Origin of the sequence: Klebsiella sp. R445 (assembly GCF_051131755.1) — a bacterium.
Lineage (GTDB): Bacteria > Pseudomonadota > Gammaproteobacteria > Enterobacterales > Enterobacteriaceae > Klebsiella > Klebsiella lignicola.
Window position 1 is genome coordinate 1068460 of sequence record NZ_CP180446.1, and the last position, 19106, is coordinate 1087565.

The 19106-nt window shown below is 56.8% G+C and carries 16 protein-coding genes; 9 read left to right on the forward strand and 7 right to left on the reverse strand.

Features of this window, described 5'->3' with window-relative positions; genetic code table 11:
• Nucleotides 1-51 precede the first annotated feature (51 nt).
• The gene (locus ACMYSN_RS05055; RefSeq protein ID WP_462497257.1) at nt 52-1173 is read left to right on the forward strand and encodes a ribosomal protein uL16 3-hydroxylase; all 1122 of its coding nucleotides are present in this window, start codon (nt 52-54) and stop codon (nt 1171-1173) included.
• Between the two features lie 115 nt (nt 1174-1288).
• On the opposite strand, the gene pepT is transcribed toward ACMYSN_RS05055, so the two are convergent.
• Complete coding sequence (gene pepT, locus ACMYSN_RS05060; RefSeq protein ID WP_462497258.1) at nt 1289-2518, reverse strand: peptidase T; 1230 nt, start codon at nt 2516-2518, stop codon at nt 1289-1291.
• 257 nt (nt 2519-2775) lie between these two features.
• Between pepT and potA the strand changes: the two genes are divergently transcribed.
• From potA to potD, 4 genes are read left to right on the forward strand one after another with little or no spacing between them, the layout of a single operon-like run.
• Nucleotides 2776-3912, forward strand: a complete 1137-nt coding sequence (gene potA / locus ACMYSN_RS05065) for a spermidine/putrescine ABC transporter ATP-binding protein PotA (protein WP_462497259.1) — start codon at nt 2776-2778, stop codon at nt 3910-3912.
• Nucleotides 3896-4753 (forward strand): spermidine/putrescine ABC transporter permease PotB, encoded by an 858-nt coding sequence (gene potB / locus ACMYSN_RS05070; RefSeq protein ID WP_123753854.1) that lies wholly within the window; start codon nt 3896-3898, stop codon nt 4751-4753. The genes potA and potB overlap by 17 nt, the downstream gene beginning before the upstream one ends.
• Nucleotides 4750-5541 (forward strand): spermidine/putrescine ABC transporter permease PotC, encoded by a 792-nt coding sequence (gene potC, locus ACMYSN_RS05075; protein ID WP_462497260.1) that lies wholly within the window; start codon nt 4750-4752, stop codon nt 5539-5541. The genes potB and potC overlap by 4 nt, the downstream gene beginning before the upstream one ends.
• Nucleotides 5538-6572, forward strand: a complete 1035-nt coding sequence (potD, locus tag ACMYSN_RS05080) for a spermidine/putrescine ABC transporter substrate-binding protein PotD (RefSeq protein WP_123753852.1) — start codon at nt 5538-5540, stop codon at nt 6570-6572. Before potC ends, potD begins: the two co-directional genes overlap by 4 nt.
• Before the next feature lie 47 nt (nt 6573-6619).
• On the opposite strand, the gene ACMYSN_RS05085 is transcribed toward potD, so the two are convergent.
• Nucleotides 6620-8248, reverse strand: a complete 1629-nt coding sequence (locus ACMYSN_RS05085; RefSeq protein WP_462497261.1) for a long-chain fatty acid--CoA ligase — start codon at nt 8246-8248, stop codon at nt 6620-6622.
• A 299-nt stretch (nt 8249-8547) separates the two neighbouring features.
• On the opposite strand from ACMYSN_RS05085, the gene ACMYSN_RS05090 reads away from it, so the two are divergent.
• The 3 genes from ACMYSN_RS05090 to ACMYSN_RS05100 all read left to right on the forward strand — a co-directional run bounded on the left by ACMYSN_RS05090 (nt 8548) and on the right by ACMYSN_RS05100 (nt 10277).
• Nucleotides 8548-9159: a cytochrome b/b6 domain-containing protein gene (locus tag ACMYSN_RS05090; RefSeq protein WP_462497262.1), complete on the forward strand. Its 612-nt coding sequence runs from the start codon at nt 8548-8550 to the stop codon at nt 9157-9159.
• 10 nt (nt 9160-9169) lie between these two features.
• A complete protein-coding gene (locus tag ACMYSN_RS05095) occupies nt 9170-9958 on the forward strand; it encodes a molybdopterin-binding protein (protein WP_462497263.1) in 789 nt (262 codons plus the stop codon).
• Between the two features lie 61 nt (nt 9959-10019).
• Complete coding sequence (locus ACMYSN_RS05100) at nt 10020-10277, forward strand: pentapeptide MXKDX repeat protein (RefSeq protein ID WP_462497264.1); 258 nt, start codon at nt 10020-10022, stop codon at nt 10275-10277.
• A gap of 81 nt (nt 10278-10358) precedes the next feature.
• Here the strand turns inward: ACMYSN_RS05100 and cobB are convergent, their stop codons facing one another.
• From cobB to lolC, 5 genes are read right to left on the reverse strand one after another with little or no spacing between them, the layout of a single operon-like run.
• Nucleotides 10359-11183: an NAD-dependent deacylase gene (gene cobB / locus ACMYSN_RS05105; protein ID WP_462497265.1), complete on the reverse strand. Its 825-nt coding sequence runs from the start codon at nt 11181-11183 to the stop codon at nt 10359-10361.
• Nucleotides 11184-11197: 14 nt separating this feature from the next.
• Nucleotides 11198-12109: an N-acetylglucosamine kinase gene (gene nagK / locus ACMYSN_RS05110; RefSeq protein WP_462497266.1), complete on the reverse strand. Its 912-nt coding sequence runs from the start codon at nt 12107-12109 to the stop codon at nt 11198-11200.
• Nucleotides 12110-12155: 46 nt separating this feature from the next.
• Nucleotides 12156-13400, reverse strand: coding sequence for a lipoprotein-releasing ABC transporter permease subunit LolE (lolE, locus tag ACMYSN_RS05115; RefSeq protein WP_187042894.1), 1245 nt, complete (start codon nt 13398-13400; stop codon nt 12156-12158).
• Nucleotides 13400-14101, reverse strand: coding sequence for a lipoprotein-releasing ABC transporter ATP-binding protein LolD (gene lolD / locus ACMYSN_RS05120; RefSeq protein WP_462497267.1), 702 nt, complete (start codon nt 14099-14101; stop codon nt 13400-13402). The genes lolE and lolD overlap by 1 nt, the downstream gene beginning before the upstream one ends.
• On the reverse strand, nt 14094-15293 hold the full coding sequence (lolC, locus tag ACMYSN_RS05125) for a lipoprotein-releasing ABC transporter permease subunit LolC (RefSeq protein ID WP_123753843.1): 1200 nt from the start codon (nt 15291-15293) through the stop codon (nt 14094-14096). The genes lolD and lolC overlap by 8 nt, the downstream gene beginning before the upstream one ends.
• Nucleotides 15294-15574: 281 nt before the next feature.
• Between lolC and mfd the strand changes: the two genes are divergently transcribed.
• The gene (gene mfd, locus ACMYSN_RS05130; protein WP_462497268.1) at nt 15575-19021 is read left to right on the forward strand and encodes a transcription-repair coupling factor; all 3447 of its coding nucleotides are present in this window, start codon (nt 15575-15577) and stop codon (nt 19019-19021) included.
• Nucleotides 19022-19106: the final 85 nt, after the last annotated feature.

Here is a 19106-nt window from a genome sequence, read left to right on the forward strand (position 1 = left end):
GAAGGATGGCGTGTATAATCCCAAACAAACACCTGCTGTGGAATAAATAAAATGGATTATCAATTAACGCTTAACTGGCCTGATTTTATCGAACGCTACTGGCAAAAGCGCCCGGTGGTACTAAAACGCGGGTTTGCCAATTTTATCGATCCGATTAGCCCGGACGAACTGGCCGGTCTGGCGATGGAAAGCGAAGTCGACAGCCGCCTGGTCAGCCATCAGGACGGAAAATGGCAGGTCAGCCATGGTCCCTTCGAAAGCTACGATCATCTGAGCGAAAACAACTGGTCGCTGCTGGTTCAGGCGGTGAACAACTGGCATGAACCTACGGCTGCGCTGATGCATCCGTTCCGCGCCCTGCCCGACTGGCGGATCGACGATCTGATGATCTCGTTCTCCGTTCCCGGCGGTGGCGTAGGCCCGCACCTCGATCAGTACGATGTGTTTATCATCCAGGGAACCGGACGTCGTCGCTGGCGCGTGGGCGAGAAGGTGCCGATGAAGCAGCACTGCCCGCATCCGGACCTGCTGCAGGTCGATCCTTTCGACGCCATCATCGATGAAGAGATGGAGCCGGGTGATATTCTCTATATCCCGCCAGGATTCCCGCACGAAGGCTATTCGCTGGAAAACTCGCTCAACTATTCCGTAGGTTACCGCTCGCCTAACGCCCGTGAGCTGTTCAGCGGTTTTGCCGATTATATTCTGCAGCGTGAACTGGGCAGCCAGCGTTACGCAGACCCGGACGTGCCGGCACGCGATCATCCTGCGGATATTCTGCCGTCAGAGCTGGATCGTTTGCGGGACATGATGCTGGGTCTGATCAACCAGCCGGAACATTTCAAACAGTGGTTTGGCGAGTTTATTACCCAGTCACGTCATGAACTGGACGTCGCCCCTGCAGAACCACCGTATCAGCCGGATGAGATTTACGACGCGCTGCAGCAAGGCGATCGTCTGGCGCGCCTTGGCGGGCTGCGGGTGCTGCGCATTGATGGCGAGGTCTTCGTCAACGGCGAGAAAATTAACTCTCCGCACCGCCCGGCGCTGGACGCTCTGGCGACTCACTTGTCGTTGAGTGCGCAGCATTTTGGCGATGCGCTGGAAGATCCGTCCTTCCTCGCCATGTTGGCCGCGCTGGTCAACAGCGGATACTGGTTCTTCGAAGACTAAATCAGCTACATCCCCGTCCCGGCTGGCGGCGCGTTGCGCCCTGGCCGGGTTACAGACGGGTATTGGTAGCGGGTAGCCCGGATAAACTCAGCGCTATCCGGGAGTTCTGCGCAGATCAGGCGCCGCGTTTTGCCGTCAGCTCGGCAATACGAACAATCACCTGCACCGCTTTCTCCATGCCTTCCAGGGTCACGAACTCATGCTTACCGTGGTAGTTGTAGCCACCGGTGAACAGATTCGGGCAAGGTAACCCCATAAACGACAGCTGGGCGCCGTCGGTGCCGCCGCGAATCGGCTTCATCTGTGGCGCAATATTGCAATCTACCATCGCCTGACGAGCAATTTCGACCACATGCGGATGGGCAATCACTTTTTCATGCATATTGTAGTAGCTGTCTTCAATCACCAGCTCAATATAGCAATCCGGGTGCAGCCCCTTGCCGACCTTCTTGGCAATTTCCATCATCTTGCGTTTGCGGGCTTCAAACTGCTTGCGGTCAAAATCACGGATGATGTAATGCATCTCCGCACGGTCAACCGTGCCTTTGATATTCGCCAGGTGGTAAAACCCTTCATAACCTTCGGTGGTTTCGGGGGCCTCATCGGCCGGGACTTCAGCATGGATGCGGGCCGCCAGCGACAGCGCATTCACCATCACCCCTTTTGCGGTTCCCGGATGAACATTGTTGCCCACAATCTTGATGGTCACCGACGCTGCGTTGAAGTTTTCACACTCCAGTTCGCCCACGCCGCCGCCGTCGACGGTATAGGCCCAGCGGGCATCAAAGGCCGCAACGTCAAAGTGCTTTGCCCCTTTGCCAACCTCTTCGTCAGGCGTAAAGGCCACACGGATGTCGCCGTGCGGGATCTGTTTGGCCTGTAACGTAGCCAAAGCCGTCATAATTTCGGCAATGCCGGCTTTGTCGTCGGCACCAAGTAACGTTTTACCATCGGTGGTAATCAGCGTGTGCCCCAGCAGCTGATGCAGCACCGGGAACATCACCGGCGACAGCACTTCATCGCCAATCCCCAGCGCGATGTCGCCGCCGCGGTAGTTTTCGACGATCTGTGGGTTCACATTCTTGCCGCTGAAATCAGGAGCCGTATCAACGTGAGAAATAAAGCCGATGGCCGGAATATCGCCGGCTACGTTTGCCGGAAGCGTTCCCATTACCGTCCCTTTGTCACTCAGCGTTACGTTGGCCAGTCCCATCTCTTCCAGCTGCTTCTGTAGCAGGCGTAACAGTTTCCACTGCCCTTCCGTACTTGGTACCTGACGCACACCAGGCTTCGACTGTGTGTCCAGAGAAACGTATTGTAAAAAACGCTCAAGCAATTTATCCATGTAGCCACCCTCTTCTTTTGTGACAACATTATTCATAAGCCCGAAAATACAAATATTGCGTCAGGTCATTTTTAGCCCGGCAAATAAGAATTTAATACATTAACCGGCGTAATGTTGTAAAGGTCATGCTTCTGTATGCGACAAGGTTTGGCTATCGTAAGCGTTTGCCGTAGAATGTTGGCCCTTAAATAATCATGTGCAGCGCCAAAGGTGGTTAACCACAAACCCCGCAACGACCCGTTTTTCGTTGCGTCTACATGGGACAGAGTCAAAAATTGAATATACAACCGCGTTCGCTTTCTCCGCTAGTACAGCTGGCGGGAATTGGCAAAAGCTTTGATGGAAAAATGGTCATCGCCGATCTCAACCTGACCATCAATAATGGTGAATTTCTCACCCTGCTTGGCCCGTCTGGCTGCGGTAAAACCACCGTTCTTCGTCTTATCGCCGGGTTGGAAAATGTCGACACCGGGCGAATTCACCTCGAAGACCAGGATATCACCCATGTTCCGGCGGAAGACCGCCACGTCAATACCGTCTTTCAAAGCTACGCCCTGTTTCCCCACATGAGCGTCTTCGAAAACGTCGCCTTTGGTCTGCGTATGCAGAAAACGCCGGCGGCGGACATCCCCCCTCGCGTCATCGAGGCGCTGCGGATGGTGCAGCTCGAAGAATTTGCCCAACGTAAACCCCATCAGCTCTCCGGCGGCCAGCAGCAGCGTGTCGCTATCGCCCGCGCCGTCGTCAATAAACCGCGCCTGTTGCTGCTCGATGAGTCACTGTCGGCGCTGGATTACAAACTGCGCAAGCAGATGCAAAACGAGCTGAAAGCGCTCCAACGTAAGCTCGGTATCACCTTCGTGTTTGTCACCCACGATCAGGAAGAGGCATTGACCATGTCCGACCGCATCGTGGTCATGCGCGACGGGAAGATAGAACAGGACGGCTCGCCGCGTGAAATTTACGAAGAGCCGAAAAACCTGTTCGTTGCCAGCTTCATCGGCGAAATCAACCTCTTCAACGCCACGGTTATTGAACGCCTTGACGCGCAACGTGTGCGTGCCAGCGTCGAAGGCCGGGAATGCAACATCTACGTCAATTTCCCCGTCGAGAAGGGCCAGCGGCTCAACGTCCTGCTGCGACCGGAAGACCTGCGGGTCGATGAAGTTCACGACAGCAACGATGCCGACGGCTTGATCGGCTATATCCGCGAGCGCAACTACAAAGGGATGACCCTGGAATCGGTCGTCGAACTGGAAAATGGCAAAATGGTGATGGTCAGCGAATTCTTTAATGAAGACGACCCCGATTTTGACCACCCGCTGGACCAGAAAATGGCCATTAACTGGGTAGAGAGCTGGGAGGTTGTGCTGGCCGATGAAGAACACCAGTAAATTCCAGAATGTGGTGATCGCCACGATCGTGGGCTGGCTGGTGCTGTTTGTCTTCCTGCCCAACCTGATGATCATCGCCACCAGCTTCCTGACCCGCGACGACGCCAGTTTCGTCAAAATGGTCTTTACGCTGGATAACTATACGCGCCTGCTGGACCCGCTCTATTACGATGTGCTGCTGCACTCGCTGAATATGGCGCTGCTGGCGACGCTGGCCTGCCTGGCGCTGGGCTATCCCTTCGCCTGGTTTCTGGCCCGACTGCCGGAGAAGGTGCGTCCGCTGCTGCTGTTTCTGCTGATTGTGCCGTTCTGGACCAACTCACTGATCCGCATCTACGGGCTGAAAATCTTCCTCAGCACCAAAGGCTATCTCAACGAGTTCCTGCTGTGGCTGGGGGTCATCGATACGCCGCTGCGCATCATGTACACCCCGTCGGCCGTTATCATCGGCCTGGTCTACATTCTGCTGCCGTTTATGGTAATGCCGCTCTACTCCAGCATTGAGAAGCTGGATCGCCCGCTGCTGGAAGCGGCGAAAGATCTCGGCGCCAGCAAGCTGCAAACCTTTATCCGCATTATCATTCCGCTGACCATGCCGGGTATTATTGCCGGCTGCCTGCTGGTGATGCTGCCGGCAATGGGGCTGTTCTACGTCTCGGACCTGATGGGGGGCGCGAAGAACCTGCTGATCGGTAACGTCATCAAGAGCCAGTTCCTGAATATTCGCGACTGGCCGTTTGGTGCCGCCACCAGCATTACGCTGACCCTGGTGATGGGCCTGATGCTACTGGTTTACTGGCGGGCAGCAAGCCTGTTGAATAAGAAGGTGGAACTCGAATGATCGGTCGACTGCTGCGCGGCGGCTTTATGACCGCCATCTATGCTTATCTTTATATTCCGATCATTATTCTGATCGTCAATTCGTTTAACAGTTCACGTTTCGGCATCAACTGGCAGGGCTTCACCAGCAAATGGTACGGCCTGCTGATGAACAACGATAGCCTGTTGCAGGCGGCCCAGCACTCGCTGACCATGGCGGTGCTGTCGGCGACCTTTGCGACGCTTATCGGCGCATTAACCGCCGTGGCGCTGTATCGCTATCGCTTTCGCGGCAAGCCGTTCGTCAGCGGGATGCTGTTTGTGGTGATGATGTCGCCAGATATTGTCATGGCGATCTCGCTGCTGGTGCTGTTTATGCTGATCGGCATTCAGCTTGGCTTCTGGTCGCTACTGTTCTCGCACATCACCTTCTGCCTGCCTTTCGTGGTGGTGACGGTCTATTCGCGCCTCAAAGGCTTTGACGTGCGGATGCTGGAAGCGGCGAAAGATCTCGGCGCCAGTGAGCTGACGATCCTGCGCAAAATCATTCTGCCGCTGGCGATGCCGGCGGTGGCGGCGGGCTGGCTGCTCAGCTTTACGCTGTCGATGGATGACGTAGTGGTCTCTTCGTTCGTTACCGGGCCGGGCTATGAAATTCTGCCGCTCAAGATTTACTCGATGGTCAAAGTAGGCGTCTCACCGGAGGTGAACGCGTTGGCGACCATTCTGTTACTGCTTTCTCTGGTTATGGTAGTTGCCAGCCAGATTGTTGCTCGTGATAAAACGAAATCTCAGGGGACATCGAAATGAAAAAAATGCTCGCCGCCGCGGCGCTGGTGCTCGGAATGGGTGCTGCGCACGCCGATGACAGCAAAACGCTCTACTTCTACAACTGGACCGAATACGTGCCGCCGGGACTGCTGGAACAGTTCACTAAAGAGACCGGGATCAAGGTTATCTATTCGACCTACGAGTCGAATGAAACCATGTACGCCAAGCTCAAAACCTACAAAGACGGCGCTTACGACCTGGTGGTCCCGTCCACCTATTTCGTCGATAAGATGCGTAAAGAGGGCATGCTGCAGAAGATCGACAAGAGCAAGCTGAGCAACTTCGGCAATCTCGACCCTGAAATGCTCAATAAACCGTTCGATCCAGGCAACGATTACTCGATTCCCTACATCTGGGGCGCCACCGCTATTGGTGTCAACAGCGATGCCATCGACCCGAAAACCGTCACCAGCTGGGCCGACCTGTGGAAGCCGGATTACAAAAGCAGCCTGCTGCTGACCGATGATGCGCGTGAAGTATTCCAGATTGCCCTGCGCAAACTGGGCTATTCCGGCAACACCACCGACCCGAAAGAGATTGAAGCGGCCTACCAGGAGCTGAAAAAGCTGATGCCTAACGTCGCGGCGTTCAACTCCGATAATCCGGCCAACCCGTATATGGAAGGCGAAGTGAATCTCGGGATGGTGTGGAACGGCTCAGCCTGGGTGGCTCGTCAGGCCGGCACGCCGCTGGAAGTGGTCTGGCCGAAAGAAGGCGGGATCTTCTGGATGGATAGCCTGGCTATTCCGGCCAATGCGAAAAACGTCGACGGCGCGCTGAAGCTGATCAACTTCCTGCTGCGCCCGGAAGTGGCTAAACAGGTCGCGGAGACCATCGGCTACCCGACGCCTAACCTGGCGGCGCGCAAGATGCTGAGCCCGGAAGTCGCCAACGACAAATCGCTGTATCCGGATGCCGAAACCATCGCCAAAGGCGAATGGCAGAATGATGTCGGTAGCGCCAGCACGCTGTATGAAGAGTATTACCAGAAGCTGAAAGCGGGCCGTTAATCCGCCGCCGCAACGCCGCCCCGGCCTGAACGCCGGGGCGTTTTTATTTATGCTTCGTCGCCCATCAGAATCTGGCCGAACTCGGCCCGCAGCTGGTTCTTCAGTACCTTACCGGTAGCGCTGACCGGCAGACTGTCGATAAACAGAATCCGGTCCGGGAGCTGCCATTTCGGTATTCGCTGCTGATACCAGGCCAGCAGCTCATGCTCTTCGATCTCGCCGCCCTCCTCCCTGACGCACAGCACTACCGGTCGCTCATCCCAACGTGGATGCTGCGCCGCAATCGCCGCCGCGCTGCGAATCGCCGGGTGAGCGATGGCAATGTTCTCCAGCTCTACCGTGGAGATCCACTCGCCGCCGGATTTAATAATATCTTTCGCCCGATCCTGAATCACCAGATAGCCATTTTGATTGAGGGTGCCAATGTCGCCGGTATCGAACCAGCCGTCCGGGGTCATGGCACTCTCCGGGCGACCATAATAACTGGCGACCACCCAGTGTCCGCGCACCTGCAGATATCCCTGAGTCTCACCGTCGTCGGGCAGCGGCTGACCGTCCACATCCACCACCCGCAGTTCGATGCCAAAGATCGCCCGCCCCTGGCCGTGACCCAGTTTATCCTGCACCGCCTGGGGCAACGCCTTGTGTTTGCTTAACGGCGTGTTGATCGTGCCGATCGGCGAGGTTTCCGTCATTCCCCAGGCGTGGATCAGCTCAATATCATAATCGCGGCGGAACGCCTCAATCATCGACGGCGGTAAGGCCGAGCCGCCAACAAAAGAGCGTTTAAAATGCGGCAAGCGGATCTCTGATTTGCGCAGCGCCGCCAGCAGGCCGGCCCAGATCACCGGGACGCCGAACGCCACGCTGACCTGCTCTTCACTCAGCAACCGCAGCAGACTTTCGCCATCAAGATTCGGCCCCGGCAGCACCAGTCGCGCCCCCACCATGGCGGCGATAAACGGCGTTCCCCAGGCATTGACGTGAAACATCGGCACCACCGGCAACAGCGAATCCCGCGCCGAAATACCGGCGGCATCGGGCTGATTGCCGCTGAGGGCATGCAGCACCAGCGAACGATGGGTGTTCAGCACCCCTTTCGGCTTTCCCGTCGTTCCCGAGGTGTAGCACAGCGAGGCGGGCGACTGCTCGCTGAGATCGGGCCAGCGATACTGTGGGTCAGCCTCGGCGAGCAGGTCATCAAAGAACAGCAGCGACTCCACGGTGGCAAGCGCCTCTTCGTTGCGCGGTTCCAGCACAACAAAATGTTTCACCGTCGGTAAGTGTGGGCGCAGCGCGGCGATCAGCGGCAGGAAGGTATAGTCAAAAAACAGGACCTCGTCGGCAGCATCATTGATGATAAACACCAGATGCTCAACGGACAGACGCGGGTTGATGGTGTGCGTCACCCACCCGCCGGAGCTGATGCCAAAATAGATTTCCAGATGCCGGCGATTATTCCACGCCAGCGTGCCGCAGCGGGCACCTTGCGTTATCCCCAGGCGCTGCATGGCACAGGCCAGACGCCGCGCATTCTCCGCCACCTGCCCCCAGCTGCTGTACTCCCGTCCTGCTAACGTCCCGACCGAGACAATACCGGTATCGGTGTGATAGCGCGCGGCATGTTCGATTAGCGCTCGGGTCGTTAAATCCTGATACATCATCGATGGATGCATGAATGATACTCCGCGACTGGCTGATTATGTTGTGTGTTGGGCTACCACTAAATCTGGCAACAACCCGCAGAACCGACCAAAAGAGATGTGCAAAATTTAGCGTTGACGCACAACAATCGCCCTCTGGCGGTGGGGAATGTGATGGAAGCTGGTTTTTTACAACAGCTTACGACTGGCAACCGGTCGGGCACCGGATAAGTTTCCGGCAGGAATTATCACAATTAATTTAAGGTTTTGTGATACATCGGGGACCACTTTTGAGCCACACTGTTTTTAACGCACCGACCGGGAATATAACAATGAACACGCCAACGTTTCAGGTTAAGCCCGCGACCATTCATCCTTTATGGTTAAGAATATGTCACTGGGTGAATGCCCTCGCGATATTAATAATGATCACCAGCGGCTGGCGCATTTATAACGCATCGCCGATATTTGCTTTCGATATTCCGGATATTATTACCCTCGGCGGCTGGCTCGGCGGGGCATTACAATGGCATTTCTTCGCTATGTGGTTATTTGCGGTGAATGGCCTGGCGTATTTGGTACTGAATATCTGCAGCGGGCGATTAACACGCCAGTTTTGGCCGCTGTCGCCGCGAGGGCTGGTACAGGATTTACTTTCGGCCCTGCGCGGTAAGCTGGCCCATGACCATGCAGGACAATATAACCACGTCCAGAAACTGGCTTATCTGTTTGTGATGGTCGATAGCATTATTCTGACGCTATCGGGCCTGGTTATCTGGAAATCGGTGCAGTTTCCCCTGCTAAGAGAATTACTCGGCGGTTATGATAACGCCCGCGTTATCCACTTTCTGGCGATGTCGGCGCTAGTGGGTTTTGTGGTGATTCATCTGATCATGGTGCTGTTAGTACCGAAAACATTACTCGCCATGCTCCGTGGACGATAAGGGGTCTCTGATGAGCCAACGTGATAAATCACTGCCGACTGCCGATAAGAATATCATTATCCAGGACGCCAGTCGGGAAATAAATAAACATCTTCCTGCCGAAGGCCGTCGTCGTTTTTTAAAACAGGGCTTAACCCTCGGTGGTTTAATGATGTTGACCGGCTGCGACATCAGTAATAACAGTTCGATCGAGAATACCCTGAGCCGTATTTCCCGATTTAACGATCGTGTTCAGCAATGGTTATTTAACCCTGATGATCTCGCGCCGGTATATCCCGAAAGCATGATAACGCGCCCCTTCCCGTTTAATGCGTTTTATAGCGAGGATCGGGCGCCGACGATCGATGGCAGCGATTATCGGCTGGAGGTTACCGGGCGCGTGAGCGATAGGCGTGCATGGCGCCTTGCCGAACTGCATAACATGGCGCAGGTCAGCCAGGTTACGCGGCATATTTGTGTGGAAGGATGGAGTGCCATCGGTAAATGGGGCGGTGTACCCTTTGCCCTGTTTCTCAAAACGATCGGTGCGGACCTGAATGCCAGCTACGTCAGCTTCCGCTGCGCGGATGATTACTACACCAGTATTGATATGGCAACCGCCCTCCACCCGCAGACCCTGATGGCATTAACCTACGACGGTCAGATTTTGCCTCGGCAATATGGCTTCCCGATGAAGATAAGGATCCCAACCAAGCTGGGCTATAAAAACCCCAAACATATTTTGGCTATTGAAATCACCAATCGCTACCCCGGCGGTTACTGGGAGGACCAGGGCTATAACTGGTTCGGCGGTAGCTAATTCACTGTGGTCATCATCTGTGATTGATCCAGAACGTATACACTCATGAAGGAATGACGAAATGAAAAAGCTCAATACCCTGCTGATGTGCTCTGCTTTGCTGTTTGGAATGGCCGGCGCCAACGCGGCTGACAATATGGCCAAGGACAATATGGCGAAAGACAGTATGGCCAAAATGTCCCATGACTGTACCAAAGACAGCATGAAAAAAGAGTGTATGTCGAAGGATGGCATGGCCAAAGACGGGATGAAGAAAGATGGCATGGCCAAAGATTCAATGTCGAAAGACAAAATGGCCAAAGACGCGATGGGCCACTAATTCTCGTCGCGCCCGACGCCAGGGTCAAAGCGATTGCCCGCCCAGGCAATCGCTTTTTATTATCGGGTAAGGCCCCGACGCTTACAGATCCTTTAACAGCTGCTCAATGAATGCCGGAACCACTTCACTCGCCAGCCCGTAGTGTTTTTCAGCAAATTCGCTGCCCACCTGGCTCGGTTCAAGGTTTAGCTCCACCGTATGCGCTCCCTGCAGACGGGCTTCGTGAACGAAACCGGCCGCCGGATAGACATGCCCGGAGGTGCCGATGGCAATAAAAATATCGGCATCGGCCAGCGCGCTGTAGATGTCATCCATCCCCAGCGGCATCTCGCCAAACCAGACCACGTGCGGGCGCAGCGGTGCCGGGAACTGACAACAGTGGCACTTGTCCTCTGCGGTGACGTCCCCGGTCCACTCCAGCACCTGCCCGCTCCACGAACAGCGGACTTTGAGTAATTCACCATGCATGTGGATCACCCGCTGATTCCCAGCGCGCTCGTGCAGGTTATCAATGTTCTGCGTCACCAGCAGGAAGTTGTCGCCCAACGCCGATTCCAGTTGCGCCAACGCCTGATGCGCCGCATTTGGAACAATATCGGGGCCTTGCAGTTGTCGGCGACGGGCGTTGTAAAACGCCTGCACCAGCGCGGGGTCACGGGCGAAACCTTCCGGCGTCGCCACATCCTCAACCCGGTGCTCTTCCCACAAACCATCGGCAGCACGGAAGGTTTTTATACCGGATTCTGCAGAAATCCCAGCGCCTGTCAGCACCACAACCTTAGGTTTATCCATTGTATCCACCGCCGTCTTATCCTCTCTAAAGAAAATCCGCTGGCGCAGACGTTCACGCAAGCGACGTTTGTTACGGCGAAAACGGCTCAATCGGTGTAAGCGGCGCGACAACATAGCTCCCCCTGTGGTTAACGAGTCAAATGAAGGAAGGCCGCACCGCGCATACCCCCAGCATCACCATGACGCGCGCGTTCAATTCGCGGCACCCTGGCAACCGGCAGTAAATGACGCGGCAGGCGCTGCGCCAGCCCTTCGCTTATTGCTGTAAAGTTAGACAACCCACCGCCAAGCACCAGCAGATCCGGGTCGACAATGGTTAAAATATTCCCCAGACAGACCGCCAGCAAGTCAAGATAGCGCTCGACGTGCGCACGCGCACGCGCCTCGCCCTGTTGCCATTGGGCGACGATCTCGGGGGAAGTTAAGGTGTGTTGATAAAAGTGTTCATACAGCCACGCGAAACCGCGGCCGGAAAGATAATTTTCAATGCAGCCCAGTTGGCCGCAGCCGCAACGGGTGAGCGGGAAATCACGTCCCACCACCTCGAGGGCATCAACCGGCAGGCGGATATGGCCAAACTCGCCGGTGATATAACTATGTCCGGTAATCGATTTACCGTTGAGTACCAGTCCACCGCCAACGCCGGTGCCGAGGATCAGCCCCATCACCAGCGGATATTGCGTGAACTCGTCGTCCCAGGCTTCTGAGAGGGCAAAACAGTTAGCGTCGTTGTCCAGACGAACCTCGCGCCCGAGACGGGCGCTGAGGTCGGCACGAAGCGGCTGGCCGCTGGCGGCGGGAACGTTGGCGGCGTACAGCGTGCCGTCCGCCGTTTCCGGCATTCCCGGAATACCAATGCCCACCGTTCCCTCACAGTCAAAACGGCTGTCCGCTTCACGTACCAGCGACTCCACCGCCTGCTGAAAATCCTCATAACCTGTTTTTGGTGTGGCAACGCGCTTTTCCCAACGCAGTCGCCGCTCCTGATCGAAGACACCCAGTGCTATCTTGCTGCCGCCAATGTCAAATCCGTAGTACATTCAGCAATTCCTCTTGTTAACCAGCAAAGCCGGTTATGACGATAAATTACTGGCCACTCAGCACCCTCGCCGGGTCAATGCGGCTGGCGCGGCGGGCAGGATACCAGCTGGCCAGCAAACTCAGCAACAGTGCCGTCACCAGCACGTAAACGACGTCCAGCCAGTGCAGTTCAGACGGCAGGAAGTCAATAAAATAGATGTCGCCAGACAGGAATTTGTGCCCAATCAGATATTCGATCCCGTTAATCACCGATGTCAGCTTCAGCGCGCCAACCACGCCGATCGCTACCCCAATCAGGCTCCCGACCGAACCGGCAAGCAAACCATACCAGACAAAAATGGCGCGGATCAGGCCGTCTTTGGCCCCCAGCGTGCGCAGGACCGCAATATCACTGCTTTTATCTTTCACCGCCATCACCAGGGTCGAGACGATGTTAAAGCAGGCCACGCCGATCACCAGCACCATCGCGAGGTACATAATGGCGCGGATCATCTGAATATCACGATACATATAGCCGTACGTCCCGATCCAGCTCTTGATGTAGACGTAGCTGTTGGTCACTTCCCCCGCGTCACGCACCAGCGTGTTGGCGTGGAAGACATCGGTGACTTTAATCGCAATCCCGGTGACGCTGCTACCCATATCCAGGTACTGTTGGGCATCGCTCATCGGGATCATCGCAAAACTGTGATCGAGCTGACCGCTTAACTGCAAAATCCCGGTCACATGCAAGCGGACGCGTTTAGGTTGCAGGAGCTGATGTTCAGAGTCGGAATTGGGGATCATAATCGACACCCAGTCGCCCTGCTTCACGTGCAGCGCATCCGCAACCCCTTTGCCCAGAATCACCTGCTGCTCGCCGGCTTTAAAGCTGGCCCAGGCGTTATTCTGGATATATTGCGGCAGCGAACTCAGGCGGCTCTCCTGCTGCGGGTCGACGCCCTTCACCTGGATCGCGCGCATGTTGCTGCCGCTCTCCACCAGCCCGGTAAAGTTGATGTAAGGGGCGGCGGCAACGATGCCCTTCACCTTCTCAACTTTCGCCAGCGCCTCGTTCCAGTTGGTCCAGGGCTGTTTGACCGGCTCAATTTCGCCATGAGGCACCACCGCCAGAATGCGGTTATTCAGCTCACGTTCAAAGCCGTTCATCGCGCTGAGGCCGACGATTAATACCGCCACCCCGAGAGCAATGCCGATGGTCGAAATCACCGAAATCAGCGACACCATGCCGCCACGTCGCCGACCGCGACTAAAACGCAGGGCAATCAATAACGATAATGGAGCAGTCATTACCTGGCTCCCATCAGGGTCAGTTCCGCGTTCAGGCGCCCGTCACGCATCTCCAACTGGCGGTTCATACGCTGTGCCAGTTGCAGATCGTGGGTCACCACCAGGAACGCGGTGCGCTGGGCAACGTTCAGTTCTCCCAGCAGTTGGAAAATACTATCAGCATTGCGCGCATCGAGGTTACCGGTCGGTTCATCCGCCAGCACCAGCCGCGGTTTGTTCACCAGCGCACGGGCGATGGCCACGCGCTGACGTTCGCCGCCGGAAAGCTCGGACGGACGGTGGTGGCTACGGTGTTCCAGCCCTACCGCGTGCAGCATCGCTTTTGCCTGGCGCTCGATATCCGAAGCCTTCTGCTTGCCGATCAGCAGCGGCATCGCCACGTTTTCGAGGGCGGTGAAATCAGGTAACAGATGGTGGAACTGGTAGATAAAGCCCAGCTCGCGGTTACGCAGGTCGGCACGGGCGGCGGCTGAAAGCTGGTTCATCGACTGCCCGGAGAACACTACGTCGCCAGAGGTTGGGGTATCCAGCCCGCCGAGCAGATGCAGCAAGGTACTTTTGCCGGAGCCCGAAGTCCCGACAATCGCCATCATCTCCCCTTCATTAATGCTGAAGCTGACATTGTGCAATACGTCCGTTTGCACGTTGCCTTCCTGATAGCGTTTGCACAGATTGTCGCATTGCAGCAGGATATTATTCATAACGTAAAGCCTCAGCGGGTTGAGTGGCGGCAGCGCGCCAGGAAGGATACAACGTAGACAACAATGCCAGCACCATGGCGACCAGGGCGATAATCGTGACCTGTAACGGTTCGATAGCCACCGGCAGCGCCGCGCCATCCAGGAACGCGCCGATCACCGGCATTAAATTATTTAACTGACTGGCAAGCAGCACGCCGAGGATTGCTCCCAGCAGCGCGCCGACGATCCCGGCGCTGGCGCCCTGGACCATAAAGACCACCATGATCTGCCGCGGCGTCAGCCCCAGCGTTTGCAGGATCGCCACTTCGCTTTGTTTTTCCATCACCATCATCCCCAAAGAGGTGATGATGTTAAACGCCGCCACGGCAACGATCAGGCTCAGCAGCAGCCCCATCATGTTTTTTTCCATGCGCACGGCCTGGAACAGCTCGCCTTTACGCTCGCGCCAGTCCTGCCACTTAGTTCCCTGCGGCAGCGTCTGCTGGCTGAGGGTATCGACCTGCAACGGCTGGCTGAGCCACAGGCGCCAGCCGGTAATATTCCCCAGCGGATAACGCATCAGGCGCGAGGCATCGTCGATATTGGTCAGCATCTGGTAGCCATCCACTTCGCTATTGGCGGCGAAGGTTCCGATGACGTTAAACAGTCGCTGGCTGGGCACCCGTCCCATCGGCGTAAACTGGCTGGCAGAAGGCACCATCACGCGGATCTGGTCGCCGCGATTCACCCCGAGCTGGCCCGCCAGCTGTTCGCCGAGGATCACGTTATATTTCCCGGCGGTGAGATCGCTTTGCTTGACGTTAACGAGGAACGGGGTGAGCGGATCTTTTTGTGCCGGGTCGATACCCAGCATCACGCCCACCGCTACGCTGCGGGCACTTTGCAGCACCACATCGCCGGTGGTGATCGGCGCCACGCGGGTAACGCCCTGTAATTTGACAGCGCTTTCCGGCAGTTGCTGAGGATTCACCGAGCCCTGTTGGGCGCTGAGGATGGCCTGCGGCATCAGCCCCAGGATGTTGTTCTGCAGTTCGCGCTCAAAGCCGTTCATAACCGATAGCACGGTGACCAGCGCCATCACACCGAGCGTGATGCCGATGGTGGATAGCCAGGAGACGAAACGACCGAAGCGGTCGGCTGCACGGCCGCGCATGTAGCGCAGGCCAATAAATAGTGCGGCAGGTTGGTACATGTAATCCATCTGGTTGCTGATAGCCGATGCACGAGTATATATGTCATCACCCAACGCGTAAATCACTGAAACGGTAAGTTTTTGTCGCAGATAGAAGAAAAAACAATGAAAAATCAACTGGATATTTGATTCCTCAGCGCTTATCTATCAGAATCTTTCCCCTGGATACCCTCGCCTGCCGTCAATCGGGTTGGCGAATGCGGGTCAATCACGGATAATCATCTTCATTGAATGTACGGTATTCACATAGAGCGAATCACGAAGGGATCCTGATAACAGCTATGTCTCAACACTATCGATACGCACTGCCGGTGAAGCCCGGCGATCAGCGGCACCTCGGCGAATTAACCGGTGCGGCCTGCGCCACTCTGGTGGCGGAAATGGCCGAACGCCACGCCGGACCGGTGATACTCGTCGCCCCGGATATGCAAAATGCCCTGCGTCTGAATGATGAAATCCGCCAGTTTACCGACAGCATGGTGATCGGCCTGGCGGATTGGGAAACCCTCCCGTACGACAGCTTCTCGCCGCATCAGGATATTATCTCTTCCCGCCTCGCCACCCTTTACCAGTTACCCACTATGCAACGCGGCGTGCTGATCGTGCCGGTCAGCACGCTGATGCAGCGCGTCTGTCCGCATAGCTTCCTGCACGGGCATGCGCTGGTGATGAAAAAGGGCCAGCGTCTGTCGCGCGATGGCCTGCGTACCCAGCTAGACAGCGCCGGCTACCGCCATGTGGATCAGGTGATGGAGCACGGCGAGTATGCTACTCGTGGCGCCCTGCTTGACCTGTTCCCGATGGGTAGCGAACAGCCCTATCGTCTCGACTTCTTCGATGATGAAATTGACAGCCTGCGCCTGTTCGACGTCGACAGCCAGCGCACGCTGGAAGAAGTGCAGGCCATCAATCTGCTGCCTGCCCACGAATTCCCGACCGATCAGACCGCCATCGAGCTGTTTCGCAGCCAGTGGCGCGATCGTTTTGAAGTGAAACGCGATGCCGAACATATCTATCAGCAGGTCAGCAAAGGCACGCTGCCAACCGGGATCGAATACTGGCAGCCGCTATTTTTCAATGAACCGCTGCCGCCGCTGTTTAGCTACTTCCCGGCGAACGCCCTGGTGGTCAACACCGGCGATCTGGAAGCCAGCGCCGAGCGTTTTCAAAATGAAACCCGCGCGCGCTTCGAGAGCCGCGGCGTTGATCCTATGCGCCCGTTGCTGCCGCCAGAACTACTGTGGCTGCGGGTCGATGAGCTGTTTAGCGAGCTGAAAAAGTGGCCGCGCGTGCAGCTCAAAACTGAGCGCCTGGCCGAGAAAGCCGCCAACACCAACCTCGGCTATCAGACGCTGCCGGATCTCTCCATCCAGGCGCAGAGCAAAGCGCCGCTGGATAATCTGCGCCGCTTCCTCGAATCTTTTGCTGGCCCGGTGATCTTCTCGGTAGAAAGTGAAGGCCGCCGTGAAGCCCTTGGTGAAGTGCTGGCTCGCATCAAAATCGCCCCGAAACATATTCTGCGGTTGGAAGAGGCAAGCGGTAACGGTCGCTATCTGATGATTGGCGCGGCTGAGCACGGTTTTATCGACGGGCAACATTCGCTGGCGCTGATTTGCGAAAGCGACCTGCTGGGCGAGCGCGTGGCGCGTCGCCGTCAGGATTCCCGGCGCACCATCAACCCCGATACCTTAATCCGCAACCTGGCAGAGCTGCGTGAAGGCCAGCCGGTGGTGCATCTGGAGCACGGCGTCGGCCGCTATGCCGGGATGACCACCCTGGAAGCAGGCGGCATCACTGCTGAGTATCTGATGCTCGTCTATGCCAATGATGCCAAGCTGTACGTGCCGGTCTCTTCCCTGCACCTGATCAGCCGTTACGCCGGCGGCGCGGAAGAGAACGCACCGCTGCATAAACTCGGCGGCGATGCCTGGACCCGTGCGCGACAGAAAGCGGCGGAAAAAGTCCGCGATGTGGCGGCAGAACTGCTCGATATTTACGCCCAGCGTGCCGCAAAATCCGGCTTTGCCTTCAAACACGATCGCGAACAGTATCAGCTGTTTTGCGATGGTTTCCCCTTTGAAACCACCCCGGACCAGGCGCAGGCCATCAACGCCGTGCTCAGCGATATGTGCCAGCCGCTGGCCATGGATCGCCTGGTGTGCGGCGACGTTGGCTTCGGTAAAACCGAAGTGGCGATGCGCGCCGCCTTCCTGGCGGTTGAGAACCACAAGCAGGTCGCGGTGCTGGTGCCGACCACCCTGCTCGCTCAGCAGCACTTCGATAACTTCTGCGACCGTTTCGCCAACTGGCCGGTTCGCATTGAAATGCTGTCGCGTTTTCGTAGCGCAAAAGAGCAGGCGCAGATCCTGGAACAGGCGGCGGAAGGCAAAATCGATATTCTTATCGGAACGCACAAGCTGCTGCAAAATGAGGTCAAACTGCGCGATCTTGGACTGCTGATCGTCGATGAAGAGCACCGCTTCGGGGTCCGTCACAAGGAGCGCATAAAAGCCATGCGCGCCGATGTCGATATCCTGACCCTGACCGCCACGCCAATTCCGCGAACCCTGAATATGGCGATGAGCGGAATGCGCGATCTTTCCATTATCGCCACTCCGCCGGCCCGTCGCCTGGCGGTGAAGACCTTCGTGCGTGAGTACGACTCGCTGGTGGTGCGCGAGGCGATCCTGCGTGAAGTGCTGCGCGGCGGCCAGGTGTACTACCTCTACAATGACGTGGAAAACATTCAGAAAGCCGCCGACCGTCTGGCGGAGCTGGTGCCGGAAGCGCGCATTGCCATCGGTCACGGGCAGATGCGCGAGCGCGAGCTGGAGCGCGTCATGAACGATTTCCACCACCAGCGGTTCAACGTGCTGGTGTGTACCACCATTATCGAAACCGGGATCGATATCCCGACCGCCAACACCATTATCATTGAGCGGGCTGACCACTTCGGTCTGGCACAGCTGCACCAGCTGCGTGGGCGCGTCGGGCGTTCGCATCACCAGGCCTACGCCTGGCTGCTGACGCCGCATCCGAAAGCCATGACCACCGATGCGCAAAAGCGCCTCGAAGCCATCGCCTCGCTGGAAGATCTCGGGGCCGGCTTCGCGCTGGCCACCCATGACCTCGAGATCCGCGGGGCCGGGGAACTGCTGGGCGAAGATCAGAGTGGACAGATGACCACCATCGGCTTCTCGCTGTATATGGAGCTGCTGGAAAATGCCGTCGATGCGCTGAAAGCCGGGCGTGAGCCTTCCCTTGAGGATCTCACCAGCCAGCAGACCGAAGTAGAGCTGCGGATGCCGGCCTTGCTGCCGGATGATTTTATTCCTGACGTCAACACCCGCCTGTCGTTCTACAAGCGGATTGCCAGCGCCAAGCACGAGCACGATCTGGAAGAGATAAAAGTCGAGCTGATCGACCGTTTTGGCCTGCTGCCGGATGCGGCGAGAAACCTGCTGGACATCGCCCGCCTGCGACAACAGGCGCAGAAACTCGGCATTCGTAAGCTGGAAGGCAACGAGAAAGGCGGCGTGATTGAGTTCAATGAAAAGAACAACGTCAACCCGGTATGGCTGATTGGGCTGTTGCAGAAGCAGCCGCAGCATTTCCGCCTCGACGGGCCGACCCGCCTGAAATTTATGCAGGAGCTGGGCGAACGTAAAACCCGAATGGAGTGGGTGCGTCAGTTTATGCGCCAGCTCGAAGAGAACGCCGCAGCATAAGCCTAATCACCTCAGGGATACGGTAACGCACGCCGTATCCCTGCCCTCTGGCCGCTGGTTTCTGTCACTCCCGGCAACCTTTACA

Excerpts from the sequence above, each read along its gene's own strand:
- ACMYSN_RS05055 (WP_462497257.1), top strand. The coding sequence starts at position 52 with ATGGATTATCAATTAACGCTTAACTGGCCTGATTTTATCGAACGCTAC.
- pepT (WP_462497258.1), bottom strand. The coding sequence starts at position 2,518 with ATGGATAAATTGCTTGAGCGTTTTTTACAATACGTTTCTCTGGACACA.
- potA (WP_462497259.1), top strand. The coding sequence starts at position 2,776 with ATGGGACAGAGTCAAAAATTGAATATACAACCGCGTTCGCTTTCTCCG.
- potB (WP_123753854.1), top strand. The coding sequence starts at position 3,896 with ATGAAGAACACCAGTAAATTCCAGAATGTGGTGATCGCCACGATCGTG.
- potC (WP_462497260.1), top strand. The coding sequence starts at position 4,750 with ATGATCGGTCGACTGCTGCGCGGCGGCTTTATGACCGCCATCTATGCT.
- potD (WP_123753852.1), top strand. The coding sequence starts at position 5,538 with ATGAAAAAAATGCTCGCCGCCGCGGCGCTGGTGCTCGGAATGGGTGCT.
- ACMYSN_RS05085 (WP_462497261.1), bottom strand. The coding sequence starts at position 8,248 with ATGCATCCATCGATGATGTATCAGGATTTAACGACCCGAGCGCTAATC.
- ACMYSN_RS05090 (WP_462497262.1), top strand. The coding sequence starts at position 8,548 with ATGAACACGCCAACGTTTCAGGTTAAGCCCGCGACCATTCATCCTTTA.
- ACMYSN_RS05095 (WP_462497263.1), top strand. The coding sequence starts at position 9,170 with ATGAGCCAACGTGATAAATCACTGCCGACTGCCGATAAGAATATCATT.
- ACMYSN_RS05100 (WP_462497264.1), top strand. The coding sequence starts at position 10,020 with ATGAAAAAGCTCAATACCCTGCTGATGTGCTCTGCTTTGCTGTTTGGA.
- cobB (WP_462497265.1), bottom strand. The coding sequence starts at position 11,183 with ATGTTGTCGCGCCGCTTACACCGATTGAGCCGTTTTCGCCGTAACAAA.
- nagK (WP_462497266.1), bottom strand. The coding sequence starts at position 12,109 with ATGTACTACGGATTTGACATTGGCGGCAGCAAGATAGCACTGGGTGTC.
- lolE (WP_187042894.1), bottom strand. The coding sequence starts at position 13,400 with ATGACTGCTCCATTATCGTTATTGATTGCCCTGCGTTTTAGTCGCGGT.
- lolD (WP_462497267.1), bottom strand. The coding sequence starts at position 14,101 with ATGAATAATATCCTGCTGCAATGCGACAATCTGTGCAAACGCTATCAG.
- lolC (WP_123753843.1), bottom strand. The coding sequence starts at position 15,293 with ATGTACCAACCTGCCGCACTATTTATTGGCCTGCGCTACATGCGCGGC.
- mfd (WP_462497268.1), top strand. The coding sequence starts at position 15,575 with ATGTCTCAACACTATCGATACGCACTGCCGGTGAAGCCCGGCGATCAG.